General features: G+C 71.3%; 15 protein-coding genes. 2 read left to right on the top strand and 13 right to left on the bottom strand.

The genetic code is table 11. The features are described 5' to 3' along the window. Positions 1–8: 8 nt before the first annotated feature. Genes galK through galT form a run of 3 tightly spaced genes read right to left on the bottom strand, consistent with a single transcriptional unit; the run spans position 9 to position 3,221 of the window. Positions 9–1,172, bottom strand: coding sequence for a galactokinase (gene galK / locus AB0B29_RS11035; protein ID WP_362236912.1), 1,164 nt, complete (start codon positions 1,170–1,172; stop codon positions 9–11). 28 nt (positions 1,173–1,200) lie between these two features. Continuing rightward, entirely contained in the window at positions 1,201–2,163 is a 963-nt protein-coding gene (galE, locus tag AB0B29_RS11030; protein WP_362236910.1) for a UDP-glucose 4-epimerase GalE, read from the bottom strand. Then, entirely contained in the window at positions 2,160–3,221 is a 1,062-nt protein-coding gene (gene galT, locus AB0B29_RS11025) for a galactose-1-phosphate uridylyltransferase (protein WP_362236907.1), read from the bottom strand. Before galT ends, galE begins: the two co-directional genes overlap by 4 nt. 164 nt (positions 3,222–3,385) lie before the next feature. Here galT and AB0B29_RS11020 point away from each other — a divergent pair, with 164 nt between their 5' ends. Then, positions 3,386–5,065 carry a sodium:solute symporter family protein gene (locus tag AB0B29_RS11020; protein WP_362236905.1) on the top strand — a complete coding sequence of 560 codons (1,680 nt, stop codon included), beginning with the start codon at positions 3,386–3,388 and terminating at the stop codon, positions 5,063–5,065. Between the two features lie 27 nt (positions 5,066–5,092). After that, the gene (locus AB0B29_RS11015) at positions 5,093–5,410 is read left to right on the top strand and encodes a hypothetical protein (RefSeq protein WP_362236903.1); all 318 of its coding nucleotides are present in this window, start codon (positions 5,093–5,095) and stop codon (positions 5,408–5,410) included. A gap of 23 nt (positions 5,411–5,433) precedes the next feature. Here the strand turns inward: AB0B29_RS11015 and AB0B29_RS11010 are convergent, their stop codons facing one another. From AB0B29_RS11010 to AB0B29_RS10965, 10 genes are all read right to left on the bottom strand, one after another. Continuing rightward, positions 5,434–6,114, bottom strand: a complete 681-nt coding sequence (locus AB0B29_RS11010; protein ID WP_104780177.1) for a helix-turn-helix transcriptional regulator — start codon at positions 6,112–6,114, stop codon at positions 5,434–5,436. A 225-nt stretch (positions 6,115–6,339) separates the two neighbouring features. Further along, positions 6,340–8,139, bottom strand: coding sequence for an outer membrane protein assembly factor BamB family protein (locus AB0B29_RS11005; protein WP_362236900.1), 1,800 nt, complete (start codon positions 8,137–8,139; stop codon positions 6,340–6,342). A gap of 58 nt (positions 8,140–8,197) precedes the next feature. Beyond that, positions 8,198–9,994, bottom strand: coding sequence for an outer membrane protein assembly factor BamB family protein (locus tag AB0B29_RS11000; protein WP_362236897.1), 1,797 nt, complete (start codon positions 9,992–9,994; stop codon positions 8,198–8,200). A 192-nt stretch (positions 9,995–10,186) separates the two neighbouring features. Next, a complete protein-coding gene (locus tag AB0B29_RS10995; RefSeq protein ID WP_362236895.1) occupies positions 10,187–11,998 on the bottom strand; it encodes an ABC-F family ATP-binding cassette domain-containing protein in 1,812 nt (603 codons plus the stop codon). A 70-nt stretch (positions 11,999–12,068) separates the two neighbouring features. After that, positions 12,069–13,334 (bottom strand): HEAT repeat domain-containing protein, encoded by a 1,266-nt coding sequence (locus AB0B29_RS10990; protein WP_362236893.1) that lies wholly within the window; start codon positions 13,332–13,334, stop codon positions 12,069–12,071. 158 nt (positions 13,335–13,492) lie between these two features. After that, positions 13,493–14,395, bottom strand: a complete 903-nt coding sequence (locus AB0B29_RS10985) for a 4-(cytidine 5'-diphospho)-2-C-methyl-D-erythritol kinase (RefSeq protein WP_362236891.1) — start codon at positions 14,393–14,395, stop codon at positions 13,493–13,495. After that, a complete protein-coding gene (gene rsmA / locus AB0B29_RS10980) occupies positions 14,392–15,282 on the bottom strand; it encodes a 16S rRNA (adenine(1518)-N(6)/adenine(1519)-N(6))-dimethyltransferase RsmA (protein ID WP_362236888.1) in 891 nt (296 codons plus the stop codon). Before rsmA ends, AB0B29_RS10985 begins: the two co-directional genes overlap by 4 nt. Positions 15,283–15,313: 31 nt before the next feature. Next, entirely contained in the window at positions 15,314–16,873 is a 1,560-nt protein-coding gene (locus AB0B29_RS10975) for a ubiquitin-like domain-containing protein (RefSeq protein WP_436845826.1), read from the bottom strand. A 129-nt stretch (positions 16,874–17,002) separates the two neighbouring features. Then, complete coding sequence (locus tag AB0B29_RS10970) at positions 17,003–17,893, bottom strand: TatD family hydrolase (protein WP_362236886.1); 891 nt, start codon at positions 17,891–17,893, stop codon at positions 17,003–17,005. A 79-nt stretch (positions 17,894–17,972) separates the two neighbouring features. Continuing rightward, positions 17,973–18,398 (bottom strand): hypothetical protein, encoded by a 426-nt coding sequence (locus AB0B29_RS10965; protein WP_362236883.1) that lies wholly within the window; start codon positions 18,396–18,398, stop codon positions 17,973–17,975. Positions 18,399–18,618: the final 220 nt, after the last annotated feature.

Below are 18,618 nucleotides of genomic sequence, written 5' to 3'. Positions count from 1 at the left end.
GGGGTCGGTCAGGGGAGGCGGTGGGCGCCCGGGGACGGGACCGCTTCGAAGACGCGGGGGGTCGTGAAGCCCGCCGACGCGAACGCCTCCGTCACCGACTTGGTGATGGCGTCCACGTCCTGCTCCTCCGCGAGGACGATCGCCGAGCCGCCGAAGCCGCCGCCCGTCATGCGGGCGCCCAGGGCGCCGGACGCCAGGGCCGTGTCGACGACCAGGTCCAGCTCCGGGCAGGAGATGCGGAAGTCGTCGCGGAGGGAGGCGTGGCCCTCGATCAGGACCGGTCCGATCGCGCGGGTCTCGCCGGATTCGAGGAGGGAGACGACCCGTTCGACGCGCGCGTTCTCCGTGACGATGTGGCGGACCAGACGGCGGACCTCCTCCTCGTCGCCCAGGCGGGCCAGGGCCGCGTCCAGGTCGGCGTAGGGGATGTCCCGGAGCGCGTCGACGCCCAGCAGGGCCGCGCCCTTCTCGCAGCCGGCGCGGCGCTTGCCGTACTCGCCCTCGCTGTGGGAGTGCTTGACCTGGGTGTCCACGACCAGCAGGCGCATGCCCTCGGCCGCCAGGTCGAAGGGGATCTGCTTCTGGGAGAGGTCACGCGTGTCGAGGAACAGGGCGTGGCCGCTCTCGCAGCAGGCCGACGCCGTCTGGTCCATGATGCCGACGGGCGCACCGACGTAGACGTTCTCCGCGCGCTGGCACAGGCGGGCCAGTTGCCAGCCGCGCAGGCCGAGGGAGAACAGGTCGTTCAGGGCCAGGGCGACGACGACTTCCAGGGCCGCCGACGACGACAGGCCCGCGCCCGACGGGACCGTGGAGGACAGGTGGATGTCCGCACCCGTGATCGCGTGGCCGGCCTCGCGCAGGGCCCAGACCACGCCCGCCGGGTACGCGGTCCAGGTCTTGTCCGACTCGGGGGACAGGTCGTCCAGGCGGAGTTCGGCCACGCCTGAGTCGACGTCCTCCGAGTGGAGGCGGAGGATCCCGTCGTCGCGGCGTGCCACCGCCGCCACCGCCGTGTGCGGCAGGGCGAACGGCATGACGAAGCCGTCGTTGTAGTCCGTGTGCTCGCCGATGAGGTTGACGCGGCCCGGTGCCGCCCACACACCGTGCGGCTCGGCTCCGTACAGCTCGCTGAACCGGGAGGCGACCGTCTGCGCCACAGCCTCGCTCATGCCTGACCCCTGACCCTTTCCGTACGTACTAGTTGCCGCGCCGCTGCGCGAAGTCCCACGCGTCCGCGACGATTCCCGCGAGGTCCGCGCGGGACGGGTTCCAGCCCAGTTTCTCGCGGGCGGTGGCGGCCGAGGCCACCAGGACCGCCGGGTCACCGCCCCGGCGGGGGGCCACGACCTCGGGGATCGGGTGGCCCGTGACCCGGCGGACGGTCTCGATGACCTCGCGGACCGAGAAGCCGTTGCCGTTGCCGAGGTTGCAGATCAGGTGTTCGCCGGGGGCGGCGGCCTTCAGGGCCAGCAGGTGGGCCTCGGCCAGGTCCGCGACGTGGATGTAGTCGCGGACGCAGGTGCCGTCCGGCGTCGCGTAGTCGTCACCGAAGACCGAGATCGACTCGCGCCTGCCCTGCGCCACCTGGAGGACCAGCGGGATCAGGTGCGACTCGGGGTCGTGGCGCTCGCCGTACTCGCCGTAGGCGCCCGCCACGTTGAAGTAGCGCAGGGAGACCGCGCCCAGCCCGTGCGCCGCCGCCTCACCCGTGATCATGTGGTCGACGGCGAGCTTCGAGGCGCCGTACGGGTTCGTGGGGGACGTGGGCGTCGACTCGACGATCGGGACCTGCTCCGGCTCGCCGTACGTCGCCGCCGTCGAGGAGAAGACCAGCGTGCGGACGTCCGCCTCGCGCATCGCTGCCAGCAGCGCCATGGTGCCGCCGACGTTGTTGTCCCAGTACTTCTCCGGCTTGACGACCGACTCGCCGACCTGCGAGAACGCGGCGAAGTGCAACACACCGTCGAAGGAGGAGTCCAGCCATTTGGCGGCATCGCGGATGTCGCCCTCGACGAACGAGGCGCCCGCGGGGACGCCCTCGCGGAAGCCCGTGGAGAGGTTGTCGAGGACGACGACCTCGTGGCCGGCCTCCAGCAGGTGCTGCGCGACCACGCTGCCGACGTATCCCGCACCGCCTGTCACCAGGTACTTCCCGCTCATGAACTCGCTACCTCTCGCAGTCGCTCGGCCGCGCGCTCCGGCGGCACGTCGTTGATGAACACGTTCATGCCGGACTCGGAACCCGCGAGGAACTTCAGCTTGCCGGAAGTGCGGCGGATGGTGAAAAGCTCGAGGTGCAGCGCGAAGTCCTCGCGCACGACCCCGTCGAACTCCTCCAGCGCGCCGAACGGTGCCTGGTGCCAGGCCGCGATGTACGGCGTCGGGGGCTCACTCTCACCGAAGATCCGGTCGAAGCGCCTCAAGAGTTCCAGATAGACCTTGGGGAACTCTGTGCGCGCGCCCTCGTCCAGGCCGAGTAGGTCGGGCACGCGGCGCTTGGGGTACAGGTGGACCTCGTACGGCCAGTGCGCCGCGTACGGCACGAAGGCGACCCAGTGTTCACCCTCCAGGACGACCCGCTCGCCGGCGAGTTCCTGCTCCAGGACGGTGTCGAAGAGGTTCTCCCCGCCGGTCATCTCCTTGTGGGCGGCGACCGAGCGGAGCATCAGCGCGGTGCGGGGGGTGGTGAAGGGGTAGGCGTAGATCTGGCCGTGCGGATGGCCGAGGGTCACGCCGATCTCGGCGCCCCGGTTCTCGAAGCAGAACACCTGCTCGACGGACCGGAGGTGGGACAGCTCCGAGGTGCGGTCCGTCCAGGCCTCCAGCACCAGGCCCGCCTGCTCCTCGGTGAGGTCGGCGAAGGACGCGTTGTGGTCGGAGGTGAAGCAGACGACCTCGCAGCGGCCCGAGTCGCCGGCCAGCGAGGGGAAGCGGTTCTCGAAGACGACGACGTCGTACGAGGAGTCCGGGATCTCGCTCAGGCGGTCCCCCTCGGAGGGGCACAGCGGGCACTCGTCGGCCGGCGGATGGTAGGTGCGGCCCTGGCGGTGCGAGGCGATGGCGACGGAGTCGCCGAGGAGGGGGTCGCGGCGGATCTCGGACGTGGTGACGGTGCGGTCCAGCGGCCGGCGGTCGGTCGCGTCCCGCACGCTGTCGTCACGCAGGTCGTAGTAGATGAGCTCGCGACCGTCGGCCAGCCGGGTCGAGGTCTTCTTCACGCCGGACTCCTTGTCCTTCAAACAGAACCCAACATATAAAAACACCACCATCCCCAAGCGTCAACATCACAATCCAACAAAGTGCATCAGAAGACGGGTTCAATTGCTGAACGCGGAGAAGAAGACCCGGCGAGGTATCGGTTCGCGCAACGAAGCGAGGGCTCATGCAAACCCCCACATATCTGTCGGCCGAGCTGCGACTCCCCACGAACTGGCTCGACTACACGATCCTCGGCATCTACTTCCTCGTCGTCCTCGGCATCGGCTTCGCCGCCCGGCGCTCGGTGAAGACCAGTCTCGACTTCTTCCTCTCCGGCCGCTCCCTGCCCGCCTGGGTCACCGGTCTGGCCTTCATCGCGGCCAACCTGGGCGCCACCGAGATCCTGGGCATGGCCGCCAACAGCGCCCAGTACGGCGTCTATACCACGCACTGGTACTGGATCGGCGCCATCCCGGCCATGGTCTTCCTCGGCCTGGTGATGATGCCCTTCTACTACGGCTCCAAGGTCCGCTCGGTCCCGGAGTTCCTGCTGATGCGCTTCGACCGGGCGGCGCACCTGCTCAGTTCGATCCTCTTCGCCTTCGCCGCCATTCTCATCGCCGGCGTCAACCTGTACGCCCTGGCCATCGTCGTCGAGGCGCTGCTGGGCTGGCCGGAGTGGGTGGCGATCGTGGTGGCCGGCTTCTTCGTCCTGGCCTACATCACCCTCGGCGGCCTGTCGTCGGCGATCTACAACGAGGTCCTGCAGTTCTTCGTGATCCTGGCGGCGCTCATCCCCATCACCGTCCTCGGCCTGAAGAAGGTCGGCGGCTGGGACGGCCTGTCCGACTCCCTCACCAAGAGCCACGGCGCGGACTTCATGACGTCCTGGGGCGGTACGGGCATCGGCAGCGACAACCCGCTCGGCGCGAACTGGCTGACGATCGTCCTGGGCCTCGGCTTCGTCCTCTCCTTCGGCTACTGGACGACGAACTTCGCCGAGGTGCAGCGCGCGCTGTCCGCGAAGAACCTCTCGGCGGCCCAGCGCACCCCGCTGATCGCCGCGTTCCCGAAGATCTTCATCGTCTTCCTGGTGATGATCCCGGGCCTGGTCGCCGCGGTGCTGGTGCCGAAGATCGGCACGTCCGGCTCCGACCTCCAGTACAACGACGCGATCCCCTACCTGATGTCCCAGTTGCTGCCCAACGGCGTGCTGGGCATCGCCGTCACCGGCCTGCTCGCGGCGTTCATGGCGGGCATGGCGGCCAACGTGTCGTCGTTCAACACCGTGTTCACCACGGACATCTGGGCGAAGTACGTGGTGAGGGGCCGCGAGGACGAGTACTACGTCCGCTTCGGCCGCCTCATCACCGCGGTCGGCGTCATGGCCTCCATCGGCACGGCGTTCCTCGCCCGCTCCTTCTCCAACATCATGGCCTACCTGCAGACCCTCTTCTCCTTCTTCAACGTGCCGATGTTCGTCGTCTTCATCATCGGCATGTTCTGGAAGCGGGCGTCCATGAAGTCGGGCTTCTGGGGGCTGCTCGCGGGCACCACCGCCGCGATGGTCAACTACTTCGTCCTCTACAAGCAGGACATCGTAGACATCCCCTCCGACCAGGGGGCCAACTTCGTCTCGGCGATCGCGGGTTTCGTCGCGGGTGCGGTCGTCATGGTGGCGGTGTCGCTGTTCACCGCGCCGAAGCCCACGGAGGAGCTGCAGGGGCTGGTCTACGGCACCCGCTCGCCGGGCATGGCGGAACCGCCCGCACCCGGGGACGAGGCCTGGTACCGCAAGCCGGCCCTGCTGGGCTGGGGCGCTGTCGTCCTGGCCGCGGCCTGCTACATCCCGTTCTCGTTCTGACCGAACCCACGAGGAGTGTGATCGCACATGTCCGAGTTCTCCTCCGAGAAGGACCTGCAACGGGAAGTCACCGAACTGCAGGGCAAGTCGGCGACCGCCGCGCGGCTGTTCGACATCCGGCGGATCATCGGCGGCCTGTTCGTGATCTACGGCGTCATCGTCATGGTCGCGGGGTTCACGGCGTCCGACGCGGACATCGACAATGCCGCAGGTGTGAACATCAACCTGTGGACCGGGCTGGGGATGCTGCTGCTCGGCCTGTTCTTCCTGGCGTGGCTGAAGCTGAGGCCTGCGGCGCCGGCCCCTCCGGGGGTAGAGCCGGAGGGTGACGAGCGGGTGGAGTAGCCGACCCGCGCCGGTCACACAGCTCACGGCTCCCGCCGCACCGGACCCGCCCGGTCCAGCAAGCCCGTGCGAGCCGCAAGGGCTGCTGCTTCCAGGCGGGAGCCGACTCCCAGTTTCATCAGCACCCGCTGGACATGCGTGCGCGCCGTCGACGGTGCGATGCCCATGCCCGCCGCGATCAGGCGGGTGTCCTCGCCGTCCGCGACACGGACCAGGACCTCGACCTCCCTCGGCGTGAGCATGGACAGCAACCGCTGCCCCTCGTCGTCCGGTTGGGCCGCCGGGTTGAGCAACTCACCGAACGCTCCCTGCAACAGCTGCGGCGCCACCGCCGCCTCCCCCGCCCGCGCCTTCATGATCGCCCGCTCGACACCCTCTATGCGCTCGTCGTGCCGGACGTACCCCGACGCCCCCGCCGCGAACGCCGCGGCGATGCCCCGAGGACTCGGCACCGGCCCCAGCACCAGCACCGCCACCTGCGGCCGCTCCCGCTTGATCCGCACCACCGGGTCGAAGATCCCCGGCTCGGCCGGCGCCGCCGTCCCCAGCAGGCACACCTCAGGTGCCCGCGTGATCACCAGCTCCGCCGCCCCCGCGGCCGGCGCCGCCGCGGCCAGCACCCGGTGCCCCCGCAGCTTCAGCGCCGAAGCCAGCGCCTCGGCCAGCAATCGGTGGTCGTCGACCACCATGAGCCGCACTCCCATCGAGCAACCCCCCAGTCACCCCAGCCCCCCACGGAAGCCCCCCGGCTCCTCCGCCTTCATGCCCCCGGAAGCTACACGCTTGTTCGACGTTGCGCTCCCCCTACCGGCGAGAATCGCCCCGGATCGCCGAAAGTGCCCTCGTCCCAGGTTGACCGCGCCCCACAGGAACGGCCCCGTCCCTGAACAGGGACGGGGCCGAAGGGAACCAAGTCGGTCACCAGGCGATCAGCCCGTGCCGAAGCCGACCGCGAGGTACTCCTTCTCCCGCACCGTCGACCGCTTGCTCGCATACACCTTGGACATGTAGAGGTGCCCCTCGGAGTACAGGAACTCGGAGTACTCCGGCGACATGCTGGTCTCCACGTCGCGGACCGTCTCCGTCGCCGGGTTCTGCAGCAGCAGTGTCTCCTTGAAGCTGCCCCCGTCGATGCTCACGACCTGTCCGCCCTTGTCGTACGGGGGACGCTTGTACGCGATCAGGTTGCCGCCGTCCATGCGCAGCGGCGAGATCGTGTAGCCGTCGCCCGCGTCGGCCCGTTGCCCGGTCTGCTTGCCGGTGGCGAGGTCGAAGGCGACGATCTCGTTGGTCTCGCTGTACTTGCCGGTGCCGTCGTGCTCCTCGGTCGGCAGGTACAGCCGGTCGTTGCCGACGGCCAGCAGGCTGCAGGCCTCGACACGGGTGATGCCCTCGCAGCGGGCCGCGAACTGCTCGCCCGGCGCGGAGATGCGCGTGCGCAGCTTGCCGGTCCTGCCGTCGATGGAGAAGAAGTCGGAGATGCCGCTGCCGTCGCCCGCGGAGTCGCCGACGTCGGCGGCGACGACCAGCGGGTTGGTCGACACGATGCTCGCGTACTCGATGCCCTCGGCCATCTTGTACTCCGAGATCACCTTCCCGGACTTCGGGTCGATGGTCTGGATGTGCAGCTGACGCTGGTCGTAGGAGCCGCACTTGCGTACCGCGACCAGCTTCTCGCCGCCGCCGTAGCCGGCGTCGTAGCAGGAGTCGGCCGGCTTCGGGCTCCACAGGAGCTTGCCGGATACGTCGAAGGCGGCGCCGCCGCTGGTGCTGCCGACGGCGACGGTCTTCCCGCTGAGGGTGATGTTGTCGAAGTTGATCAGCTGGTCACCGGTCTTGACCGTCTTGGTCCACAGCCGCTTGCCGGCGTCGAGGTCGATGAGCGCGATCTGGGTGCAGCCGTGCGAGGGATCGGCCTTGGTGGGCATCGCCGGCTGGTACAGGACGGCCGTGAGGTTGTCGTCGGTGACGTGACGGCTGGCCTGGCAGACCGGGCCCGCCAGCGGCAGCTTCCACAACTCGCTGCCCTTGTCGCGGTCGTAGCCGACGATCTGGGCGATGCCGCTCTTGACGTACGCCTTGTCGGTGAGCCACGAGCCGGAGACGACGACCGTGCTGTCGTTCTTCACCTCGGGCGCCGGGACCTGGAAGAGGACCTTGGCGCTGGGGTCGGACGGGGCCTTCTCCTTGCCGGAGGTGGTGCCGCCGTTGCCGTCGTCCGTGCCGCCGGTGCCGCCGCTCTGACCGGCGGTGTCGTTCTGCCTGCCCTCGTCCTTGCCCGACGAGGCGTACCAGACGCCACCGCCGATGATCAGCGCGATCGCCACGACCGCGGCGACGATGATCAGCATCTGCGTGTTGAACTTCTTGCCGCCGCCGGGCTGCCCGGCCTGCGGCTGGTGCGGCATGGTCTGCTGCGGGTAGCCGTACCCGGGCTGCTGCCCGTAACCGGGCTGCCCGTAAGGCGCCTGCTGCTGTCCGTACGGCGCCTGCTGCGGCTGCCCGTACGGCACCGGCTGCTGGCCGGGGTAGCCGTAACCGGGCGGGGCCTGCGGAGGCTGGGCCGCCGGGGCACCCTGCGGATAGCCGTACCCCTGCGGCGGCGGGGGCGGCATCTGCGGGGCGGTCGGCGGAGGCGTCTGCGGGGTCTGGGGCGGCTGGTCCTGGGGCGGTCCGAAGCCGCCCCCCTGCGGGGGCTGCTGGGGCGGCGGGGGCGGCGGCTGGGTCATGGCGTGGGTACCTCGGGGAAGGGGACGGACGACGAAGGGAGTTCGGGAGAAGGAGGAGTCACTTGCCGTAGGCGAGCATCAACTTCTCCTTCGCGTCGTCGTTCCCGCTCAGCCGGGTCGTCGAGATGTAGAAGCGCCCGTCGACCCAGTCGATCTCCTTGGAGAAGAAGCTGTTCTCGATGTCCGAGGCACCCTCGGGGTTCTGCAGCAGCTTGGACGGCTTGTGGCTGCCGCCACCGGTCGGGATGGACACGATCTGCCCGCCCGCGTCGTACGACGGCTCCACATAGGCGATGAGCTTGCCGCCCTCGGTCTTCACCGGCAGCATCGACTCGTCGGCGGGTGACTTCACGCGCCACTTCTCCTTGCCGTTGGCGAGGTCGACCGCGACGACCTCGTTGGCGCCGGTGGTGGCCTTGGTCGGCAGGTACAGCGTGTTGTCGTCGACGGCCACGCCCTGGCAGCCCGTGAGGTCGCGCTCCAGGATGGCCCAGCCGCACTCGGGGGCGAAGTCCTCGTCGAAGCCGACCTGCGAGCGGAACTTGCCGCCGGAGGTGAAGGTGGAGATGTTCCAGGCCTTCTTGTCCTCGTTGGTGCTGTAGACGACCAGCGGGCTCACCGAGTAGGTGCGGGCGACCCGCCAGCCCTTGTCGAACGGCTGGGTCCACTTGGCCCTGCCGGTCTTCGGGTCGAGCTCCTGGACCTCGTCGTGTTCCTTGTCGGTGCCGGCGCCGCAGGAGGAGACGGCGATCAGCTTCTCGCCACCGGCGAACGCGGCGGGGAAGCAGGCGTTGCCGTACTTCTTCTTGTCGAAGAGCTTGTCGCCGTTGGTGACGTCGTACGCCGTGCCGGACTGGGAGCGGCCCACCATCAGCGTCTTGCCGGTGACGGACAGTTCGACGGAGAGCGTGGAGTCGAACAGGGCGCCGTCGGCGACCTGTTCCTTCCAGCCCTTCTCGCCGGTGACCAGGTCGATCTCCTGCAGCTGGTTGCACTTGGCGCGGTCGCTCGAGCCGCTCATGTACGCGACGACGATCTTGTCGTCGGACGTCTTCTGCGGGGTCGTCGCACAGATCTTCTGCGGGAAGGTGATGGCGTCCCAGGACGGTTTGCCGTCACCGACGTTGTAGGCGAAGAGCTGCTTGTAGGCGGCCTTCACGGCGGTCTTGCCGGTGATCCACATGCCGTCGGCGTCGGCGCCGGAGCCGGGGGCGTCGGGCGCCTCCTTGTACCAGAGGACCTTGGCCTCGCCGGCCTGGCGGCCCGCGTTGAGGTCCTCGGGGTCCTCGCCGCCGTCGCCGCTGCCGTCACCGGGGTTGACCGGGGCGGAGGAGCCCGCCTTGGGGTCGTCGGTCTTCTGGGCGACGGGCTTCTTCCCGCCCTTGCCGCCGTCGTCGCCGGTGACGGCCCACACGGTGCCGCCGACCACGAGCAGCGCGGCGACGGCCGCGCCGATGATCAGGGCGGGCTTGCCCTTGAAGGGGTTGTTCGAGCCGCCCCCGGGCGGGGTGCCGGGCGCACCGGGGTACTGCGGCTGCTGCGGGTACCCGTAGCCGGGCTGGCCGTACGGGCCGGGCTGCTGCGGCTGGCCGTACGGACCCGGCTGCTGCGGCTGGCCGTAGGGGCCGGGGTTGTAGGGGCCCGGCTGTCCCGGCTGCCCGTACGGACCGGGCTGCGGCGGCTGCTGCGGGTAGCCGTACCCGGGCTGCGGCGGGCCCTGCGGGGGCGGCGGTGTCCCGGGCGGGCCCTGAGGCGGCGGCGGGGTCTGCGGTGCCCCGTGACCACCGCCCTGCGGTGGCTGGTTCTGCGGTGCTCCGAAGCCACCGTGCGGCGGCTGACTGGGCGGCTGAGTCATCAGCGGCTCCCCCGTTCGATCACTGATTTTTAGCCACACCCTGAGATACGAAATGGGCTCAGAGTCGCTTCATAAAGTTCTAAGACGACTCTTTGTATCACCAGGTTCCGACAGCGGAGCGGGCCGTCTCACCCCCTGTTCCCAAGGGAGAACCGGCCCGTGATGCCGCCGTTATGCGTCTTCACGCACCCTTCACGCGTCCTCGGCGAGTTCCAGCCAGCGCATCTCCAGCTCCTCGCGCTGGCCGGTCAACTCCCGCAGCTCCGCATCCAGTTCGGCCACCTTCGCGAAGTCCGTCGCGTTTTCGGCGATTTGAGCGTGGAGCTTGGTCTCCTTCTCGGAGACCTTGTCGAGCTGCCGCTCGATCTTCTGCAGTTCCTTCTTGGCGGCGCGCTGGTCGGCGGCGCTCTTCTCCGGGGCGGCGGACTGCTGCTGAGTGGCGGCGGGGGCGGAGGCGGCCGCGGCCTCCTCCATGCGCTGCCGTCGCTCCAGGTACTCGTCGATGCCGCGCGGCAGCATGCGCAGGGCGCCGTCGCCGAGCAGCGCGAAGACGCGGTCGGTGGTGCGCTCGATGAAGAACCGGTCGTGGGAGATGACGATCATCGAGCCGGGCCAGCCGTCGAGGACGTCCTCCAGCTGCGTCAGCGTCTCGATGTCGAGGTCGTTGGTGGGCTCGTCGAGGAAGAGGACGTTGGGCTCGTCCATGAGCAGGCGCAGCAGCTGGAGCCGGCGGCGCTCACCACCGGACAGGTCGCCGACGGGCGTCCACTGCTTCTCCTTGCCGAACCCGAACGTCTCGCACAGCTGCCCGGCGGTCATCTCGCGCCCCTTGCCGAGGTCGACGCGCTCGCGCACCTGCTGCACGGCCTCCAGCACGCGTGTGCTCGGGTCGAGTTCGGCGACCTCCTGGGAGAGGTAGGCCAGCTTCACCGTCTTGCCGACGCGGACGTGACCGCCCACGGGCTGGGTCTCGCCGTCGGTCCGGGCGGCCTGGGCCATGGCCCGCAGCAGCGACGTCTTGCCGGCGCCGTTGACGCCGACGAGGCCGATGCGGTCGCCGGGACCGAGCTGCCAGGTGACGTGCTTGAGGAGGACCTTGGGGCCGGCCTGGACGGTGATGTCCTCCAGGTCGAACACCGTCTTGCCCAGCCGGGTCGAGGCGAACTTCATCAGCTCGCTGCTGTCCCGGGGCGGCGGTACGTCCGCGATGAGCTCGTTGGCGGCCTCGACGCGGAAGCGCGGCTTGGACGTCCGGGCGGGCGCCCCGCGGCGCAGCCAGGCCAGCTCCTTGCGGACCAGGTTCTGCCGCTTGGCCTCCTCCGTGGCGGCGATGCGCTCGCGCTCGGCCCGGGCGAAGACGTAGTCGGAGTAGCCGCCCTCGTACTCGTAGACCGCGCCGCGCTGGACGTCCCACATGCGGGTGCAGACCTGGTCGAGGAACCACCGGTCGTGGGTGACGCAGACGAGGGCCGACCTGCGCTTTTGCAGATGGCGGGCCAGCCAGGCGATGCCCTCGACGTCGAGGTGGTTGGTGGGCTCGTCCAGGACGAGCAGGTCCTGCTCCTCGATGAGCAGCTTGGCCAGGGCGATCCGGCGCCGCTCACCGCCGGAGAGCGGGCCGATGACGGTGTCCAGGCCCTTGGGGAAGCCGGGCAGGTCGAGCCCGCCGAACAGGCCGGTGAGCACGTCCCTGACCTTGGCGTCGCCCGCCCACTCGTGGTCGGCCATGTCGCCGATGACCTCGTGGCGGACGGTGGCCTCGGGGTCGAGGGAGTCGTGCTGGGTGAGCACGCCGAGGCGGAGCCCGCCGGAGTGGGTGACGCGCCCGGTGTCGGCGTCCTCCTGCTTGGCGAGCAGGCGGATGAGCGTGGTCTTGCCGTCGCCGTTGCGGCCCACGACACCGACGCGGTCCCCTTCGGAGACGCCGAGGGAGACGCCGTCGAGCAGGGCACGGGTGCCGTACACCTTGCTGACGTTCTCGACATTGACCAGGTTGACGGCCATTACTCTCCTGCCAAGGGGGATGGATCGACCCCCAGGGTAGTCGCGCGCAGGGGTGCTCCGGCCGGGGCGGTCAGCCGCCGTCCCTCGCTTCCCGGCGGTGCTGGTAGCGCGACACGTCCATCAGCCGCTCGTCGTACGGCAGCTCCGGATCGACGGGGCCGATCCGGTGCTCGGCCTCCACACAGCGCGGATCGTCGCGGTAGGCCAGGCCGGAGACGGCCCAGATGCGGACCGGTTGCGTCTCGTCGTGGGTGAGCGCGACCAGTGCGTCCCCCACCTCGGGCTCGCTCCCCCGGTAGTGCGCGAGCCGGCGGCACGCGGCCTCGCGCACGCCGGGGTCCTCGTCGCGGGCCAGGGTGAGCACCAGGGCGAGGCTTTCGGGGCGGGCCAGGGAACGGCCGTCCTCGGAGCACTCCAGGGTGTCCGCCACCAGCGCGCGCACCGCCGGGTCGGGGTGGGTGAGACGGGACCGGCCGACCGCCTCGATCTCCGGGGCGCTGTCGTGGGTCATCGCGTGCAGGAGAACCGCCAGCACCTCCGGGTCCTCCTCCTGTTCCGCCCAGGGCACGAGCTCCCGCCCCCGTTCCCAGAACGGCTGACCGCCCTTGACGAGGTCTCCGAGGATCAGGGAGAGCAGGAGGTCGGCGGCGAGCAGGCGGTGCAGCCGGTCGGGGTGGTTGAGCAGGTCCCGGCTCCACAGCCAGGTCTCCTCGTCGATCCGCCGGCCGAGCGTGAACACGACGTCGCACCACACGACGTGGTCCCGGTCGGGGTGGGCGAGGGCGCGCGCGACCAGTTCGTCGAAGGGGGTGCGGATGCCGTACAGGGCCTCCATGGAGGTGAGGACGGCCCGGTGCTCGTCGCGCACGGTCACGGGGCCGAGCGTGAGCCGCTCGCACCACCAGCCGACCTCGTCGTCCTCCACCCGTACCCGTTCGACGGGCCCGGTGAGGCCGGTGAGGCGGCGCAGCTCGGCCTCAGCGCCCGTTTCGGCCCACCGCCGGGCCCGGGCCAGCATGTCGGCGCGGGCCGGTGCCGGGAGCGGGATCCGGCTGGTGGCGAGCGCATACGTCAGCGAGCGCGACCCGCCTTCCACCGCCCGCGTCAACGGGGTGCTCCCGTCGGGCAGCCGGCGCAGGGGGTCGGCACCTGCTCGCAGCAGCGCATCGGCGACGGGTCTGTCGTACGCCGCCACGGCCAGGCAGAGGACCGGCAGGCCCTCGGCGAGGGTGTCGGGGTCGGCCCCGGACTCCAGCAGCGCCGTGACCTCGTCGGCGTCCCCGCGCCGTACGGCCGCGACCAGTCCCTGCACGCTTTCGCCCCCTGTCGAGAACAACTGGGGGAGCTTAGGCGCCCGGCTGTGGCCGGGGCACGCGATTAACGCGAGGCGACTGCCGCGGGGCCGGGACGCGAGGCGACTGCCGCGGGCCGGGACGCGAGGCGACTGCCGCGGGGCCGCGGTCAATGCCGGGCGAGCGTCGCCACGGCACGCGGTCAGTCTGCGGCCGTCACCGTCGCCCCGGGCACCGGGCCCGACGCCGTGCGCACCGACCTGCACGTGCCGGACGCCGTGAGGGCCTGCGCGACCGCGGCGGCCGATTCCGGATCGCGGACCAGGAACGCGGTGGTCGGGCCGGAGCCCGAGACGAGCGCGGTGAGGGCACCGGCCGCCCGGCCCGTGGCCAGGGTGCCGGCGAGGTCCGGCAAGAGGGAGAGGGCGGCGGGCTGGAGGTCGTTGGAGACGGCCGCGGCGAGCGCGTCCGGGTCGCCCTTGGCGAGGGCGGCGAGGAGTTCCCCGGAGGCGACGGGTTCGGGGATGTCCGTGCCCTCGCCGAGCCGGTCGAACTCGCGGAACACCGCCGGGGTGGACAGGCCCCGCCCCGCCATCGCGAACACCCAGTGGAAGGTGCCGCCGGCCTCCAGGGGCGTCAGCCGCTCGCCCCGCCCGATGCCGAGGGCCGCCCCGCCGACCAGGCTGAACGGCACGTCACTGCCCAGCTCGGCGCAGATCTCCAGGAGTTCGTCACGGGAGGCGCCGGTCCCCCACAGCGCGTCGCAGGCCACCAGGGCGCCTGCGCCGTCGGCGCTGCCGCCGGCCATGCCACCGGCGACGGGGATGTCCTTGTCGATGTGGATGTGGACGCCCGGGCTGCGGCCGTACCGCCCGGCGAGCGCCTCGGCGGCCCGCGCAGCCAGGTTCGTGCGGTCCAGGGGGACCTGGTCGGCGTCCGGGCCCTCGCAGGTGACGCGGAGCTCGTCGGCCGGGGTGACGGTGATCTCGTCGTAGAGGCCGACCGCGAGGAAGACGTTGGCCAGGTCGTGGTAGCCGTCGGGGCGGGCGGCGCCGACCGCCAGCTGGACGTTGACCTTGGCAGGGACGCGGACCGTGACGCTCACGCGGGCTCCTTCTCCTGGTGCTGGTTCGCCTTGTGCTCGGCGATACGCGCGAACTCTTCCACGGTCAGCGACTCGCCCCGGGCCTGCGGCGAGACCCCGGCGGCGACCAGGGCCTCCTCGGCGGCGGCGGCCGACCCGGCCCAGCCGGCGAGCGCGGCCCGCAGCGTCTTGCGGCGCTGGGCGAACGCCGCGTCGACGACGGCGAACACCTCGCGCTTGGCGGCCGTCGTCTTCAGCGGCTCGCTCCGGCGGGCCAGGGAGACCAGGCCGCTGTCGACGTTGGGCGCGGGCCAGAACACGTTCCGCCCGATGGCACCGGCGCGCTTGACCTCGGCGTACCAGTTGGCCTTGACCGAGGGGACGCCGTAGACCTTGGAGCCGGGCGGGGCGGCGAGCCGGTCGGCGACCTCCGCCTGGACCATGACGAGGGTGCGTTCGATGGTCGGGAAGGTGTCGAGCATGTGCAGCAGCACCGGGACGGCCACGTTGTAGGGGAGGTTGGCGACCAGCGCGGTCGGGGCGGGCCCGGGCAGCTCGGTGACGTGCATGGCGTCCGAGTGGACCAGGGCGAACCGGTCGGCGCGCTCGGGCATGCGGGCGGTGATGGTCGCGGGCAGCGCCCCGGCGAGCACGTCGTCGATCTCCACGGCCGTGACCCGGTCGGCGACCTCCAGCAGCGCGAGGGTGAGCGACCCGAGCCCCGGGCCGACCTCGACGACCACGTCGTCGGGGCGGACCTGTGCGGTGCGGACGATCCGGCGGACGGTGTTCGCGTCGATCACGAAGTTCTGTCCGCGTTGCTTGGTCGGGCGTACGCCGAGGGCTGCCGCGAGCTCGCGGATGTCGGCGGGGCCCAGGAGGGCGTCGGGGGTGGGGCTGCTGGTCACGGGACAAGGGTACGGGGGGTTGTGCAGGCGCCTATCCGTGCAGCCGTCCCCCGCAGTGCGGCCACGGACTGGCTCCTCGCCGTACGTAGAGCTTCTTCGCCCGGTACGTCTGTTCCGCCGCCGGGGCGTCCTGGGGGCGGCCGGTGCCGCCGAGGGCCTGCCAGGTCCGGGTGTCGAACTGGTAGAGGCCGCCGTAGGTGCCCGAGGAGTCGACCGCGTCGGGCCGGCCGCCTGACTCGCAGGCGGCGAGGCCCTGCCAGTCGAGGTGGTCGGCGCCCCGGACGGACGCCGGACGCTGCCTGGTGCCGACCTTGACCAGCTGCGGGCTCGGCTCGCGCACCACCTCGGACCTGATCCGGCGCGGCTTCTGCGGGACTCCGTTGACCGTGCGCAGGGCGAAGGTGACCCGGCGCAGTCCCGGCTCGCCCGCCCGCTCCACGACCTCCGTGCCCCGGAACAGGGTGGGGTCCTCCGTCCGCCGCACCTCGAAGGGGATCGGTTCCTCGCGGACCTCCCTGCCGCCGGTGATCCGCAGCACCGTCACGGTCTGCCCGTCGCGCGGGAAGCCGCCCTGCGGGACCGAGGTGGTGTCCTGGCCGTGCAGGGTGACCCCGGCCTGCTCGACGGCCTCCCGGACGGTCGCCGCGTTGGTGCGCACCGTGCGGGCGCGGCCGTCCGCCATGATCGTGACCGTGCGCTCGGTCCGCACGTCCAGGGCGAGTCCCCCGCGTCCGATGCGCCGGGAACGCGGCGTGGACACGTACGCGCCCTCCTGACGCACACCGAGCTGCCGCAGCGCCCCCGCCACCGTGTGGGCGGTCGTCCACACCTCGCGCCGGTGTCCGTCGAGGGTGAGGCGCACGGGGCGGGCGAAGTGCACGGCGACCTCGTCACCGCTGCTGATCCGCGTGCCGGGTCCGGGCGCGACCACGTCGTGGGCGCCGACGTCGACGCCCTCGTCCGCCAGCAGCTCGGTGACGTCGTCGGCGAAGGTGTGCAGCGTGCGGGCGTTGCCGTCGACGTTCAGCTCGATCGCCTTGTCCTTGGCGACGAACGCCGTGGTGCCGCCCGCCAGGAAGGCGACGACGAGGGCCTGCGGGAGCAGCCGTCGCATGGGGCTGTCCGGGCGCTCGGCGTAGCGCGTCCTGCGCCGGCGCGTGGCCCTGCGGTGCGAGCCGGTGCGCGCCGCGGCACGCGATACGGCGCGTGCTCCCGGGTCCGGATCGGGGGGTCCGACGGGCCCGGGCGCGGGCTCGTCGTCGTCCGGAGCACCCTGCCGGGGCAGCGCGGGCAGCGCGGGCAGCGTCGGCGCCTCGTAGGCGGGCCGGTAGGTGTCCGCGTGGGCGCCGGGTGGCGGTGTCCCGTAGGTGAGGGTCTCGGCGCTGTGCAGATCGGCCGGCGACACGGCGGACGCGGTGTACACCGGGTGGGCGTAGGCGGGGCCGTACATCTCGTACGGCCCCGCCTGCGACTCGTAGGCCGCATGGGTCTCGTAGGCCACATGCGTGTCATACGCGTTATATGGCTCGTACGCCTTGTATGCCTCGCGCGGCTCGTACGCTTCGTACGTCTCGTACCGGGAGTTGCTCACGCCGACGCGCTCCAGGGGGCCGGAGGGGTCCAGAGGGGTCCGGATCGGGCCCCCAGAACCTAGCGGAGCGGCCGTCACTCTCCAAAGCGACGCGGCTACGCACAGTCGTACGGTGAGGTGAGCGCCGGGTCAGTAGCCGAACGCGCGTGCCGTGTTCGCGCCGAGGGCCGTGGCCAGCGTGTCCTCGTCCGTGCCGCGCACCTCGGCCATGGCCCGCACGGTGATCGGCACGAGGTAGGGGGCGTTGGGCCGCCCGCGGTAGGGCGCGGGGGTGAGGAAGGGCGCGTCGGTCTCCACGAGGAGGAGCTCCAGCGGGGCCACCGCCACCGCGTCCCGCAGGTTCTGGGCGTTCTTGAAGGTGACGTTGCCGGCGAACGACATGAAGTAGCCCGCGCTCGCGCAGATCTCGGCCATCTCGGCGTCGCCGGAGTAGCAGTGGAAGACGGTCCGCTCGGGAGCGCCCTCCTCCTTCAGCACGCGCAGGACGTCGGCGTGGGCCTCGCGGTCGTGGATGACCAGGGCTTTGCCGTGCCGCTTGGCGATCTCGATGTGGGCGCGGAAGGACCGCTCCTGCGCCTCCTTGCCCTCGGGCCCGGTGCGGAAGTAGTCGAGGCCGGTCTCGCCGACGCCCTTGACCTGCTCCAGCGCGGCCAACCGGTCGATCTCGGCGAGGGCGTCGTCCAGGGCGGCCTGGCCGCCGGGCTCGCGGGCGCCCTGCCGCGACCACCCGTCCGGGTCGCCGTGCACGATCCGGGGCGCCTCGTTGGGGTGCAGGGCGACCGTGGCGTGGACGGCGTCGTGCGCGGCGGCCGTCTCCGCGGCCCAGCGCGAGCCCTTGAGGTCGCAGCCGACCTGCACGACCGTCGTCACCCCGACCGACGCCGCCTTCGCCAGCGCCTCCTCGACCGTGCCGGACTGCATGTCCAGGTGGGTGTGGGAGTCGGCGACCGGCACCCGGAGGGGGTCCGGGAGGGGCGGGGCCGCGTTCTTGTCCGGGCGGCCGGAGGTGTTCGAAGGCATGCACCGATCCTACGAAAGGGGTACGCCCTCCCCGGTGGGGGAGGACCGGGGAGGGCGTCGACAAGGGGAGCCGGACGGGTCAGCTCGCCTTGCGCTGGAAGGGGTGCAGCAGGTCGGACAGGTGCCAGTGGTGGTGCTCGCGCTGCTCCTGATCGGCCGTCGCGGACTCGGCGCCCGCGACGGGCGCCTCCACGGGCCCTGCGGGCGGCGGCACGCGGTGGGGCCGGTGGGCCGCGTCACGCGCCGAGGCGACCCGTCCGGGCCGCATGATCCGCACGACGTGGCTGTCGCAGTTGTGGCACTCGGGCTTGCTCAACGGGGAGGGCACCACCTTGCCGTCGGCCACGTAGAGGACGAACTCGTGACCCGCGGCGTCCGTGTGGTGCTCTATCTCGTACGACTGCTCCCAGCCGTGCCCGCACCGCATGCAGGCGAAGGAGTAGGACTCGTTGACGACTGCGGTCGCACCGGCGCGGAGCCCGGTCTGCCCTGCGATCTCACTCATGCCAGCTCCTGTTGGTCCGCTGTGGCGTGAGGACGATTCCGTCCCCGCAACCCAGTGGACTCCTCGGGCGGGGCGATGGCAGCCGACCTGTCGACTGTTGGCCCCGATTTGGGCGTCCCTTGCCCCTGCACCCGTTGTGCTTTGCCCCCGCATGGGGCGCACGCTCAAACGACATGCGCCCTGCTCAGAGGGGATTCAGCGCCCTTGGGAGCGCCCCCTC

It is taken from the genome of Streptomyces tibetensis, assembly GCF_040647715.1.
In the GTDB taxonomy this organism is placed as follows: Bacteria; Actinomycetota; Actinomycetes; order Streptomycetales; family Streptomycetaceae; genus Streptomyces; species Streptomyces tibetensis_A.
This window is presented reverse-complemented; position numbering and strand designations above follow the sequence as displayed.

Coding starts and splice junctions, on each gene's coding strand:
- galK (WP_362236912.1), bottom strand. CDS start 1,172: ATGAGCGAGGCTGTGGCGCAGACGGTCGCCTCCCGGTTCAGCGAGCTG.
- AB0B29_RS11010 (WP_104780177.1), bottom strand. CDS start 6,114: ATGGGAGTGCGGCTCATGGTGGTCGACGACCACCGATTGCTGGCCGAG.
- AB0B29_RS11005 (WP_362236900.1), bottom strand. CDS start 8,139: ATGACCCAGCCGCCGCCCCCGCCGCCCCAGCAGCCCCCGCAGGGGGGC.
- AB0B29_RS11000 (WP_362236897.1), bottom strand. CDS start 9,994: ATGACTCAGCCGCCCAGTCAGCCGCCGCACGGTGGCTTCGGAGCACCG.
- galE (WP_362236910.1), bottom strand. CDS start 2,163: ATGAGCGGGAAGTACCTGGTGACAGGCGGTGCGGGATACGTCGGCAGC.
- AB0B29_RS10965 (WP_362236883.1), bottom strand. CDS start 18,398: ATGAGTGAGATCGCAGGGCAGACCGGGCTCCGCGCCGGTGCGACCGCA.
- AB0B29_RS10995 (WP_362236895.1), bottom strand. CDS start 11,998: ATGGCCGTCAACCTGGTCAATGTCGAGAACGTCAGCAAGGTGTACGGC.
- AB0B29_RS11015 (WP_362236903.1), top strand. CDS start 5,093: ATGTCCGAGTTCTCCTCCGAGAAGGACCTGCAACGGGAAGTCACCGAA.
- AB0B29_RS11020 (WP_362236905.1), top strand. CDS start 3,386: ATGCAAACCCCCACATATCTGTCGGCCGAGCTGCGACTCCCCACGAAC.
- AB0B29_RS10970 (WP_362236886.1), bottom strand. CDS start 17,893: ATGCCTTCGAACACCTCCGGCCGCCCGGACAAGAACGCGGCCCCGCCC.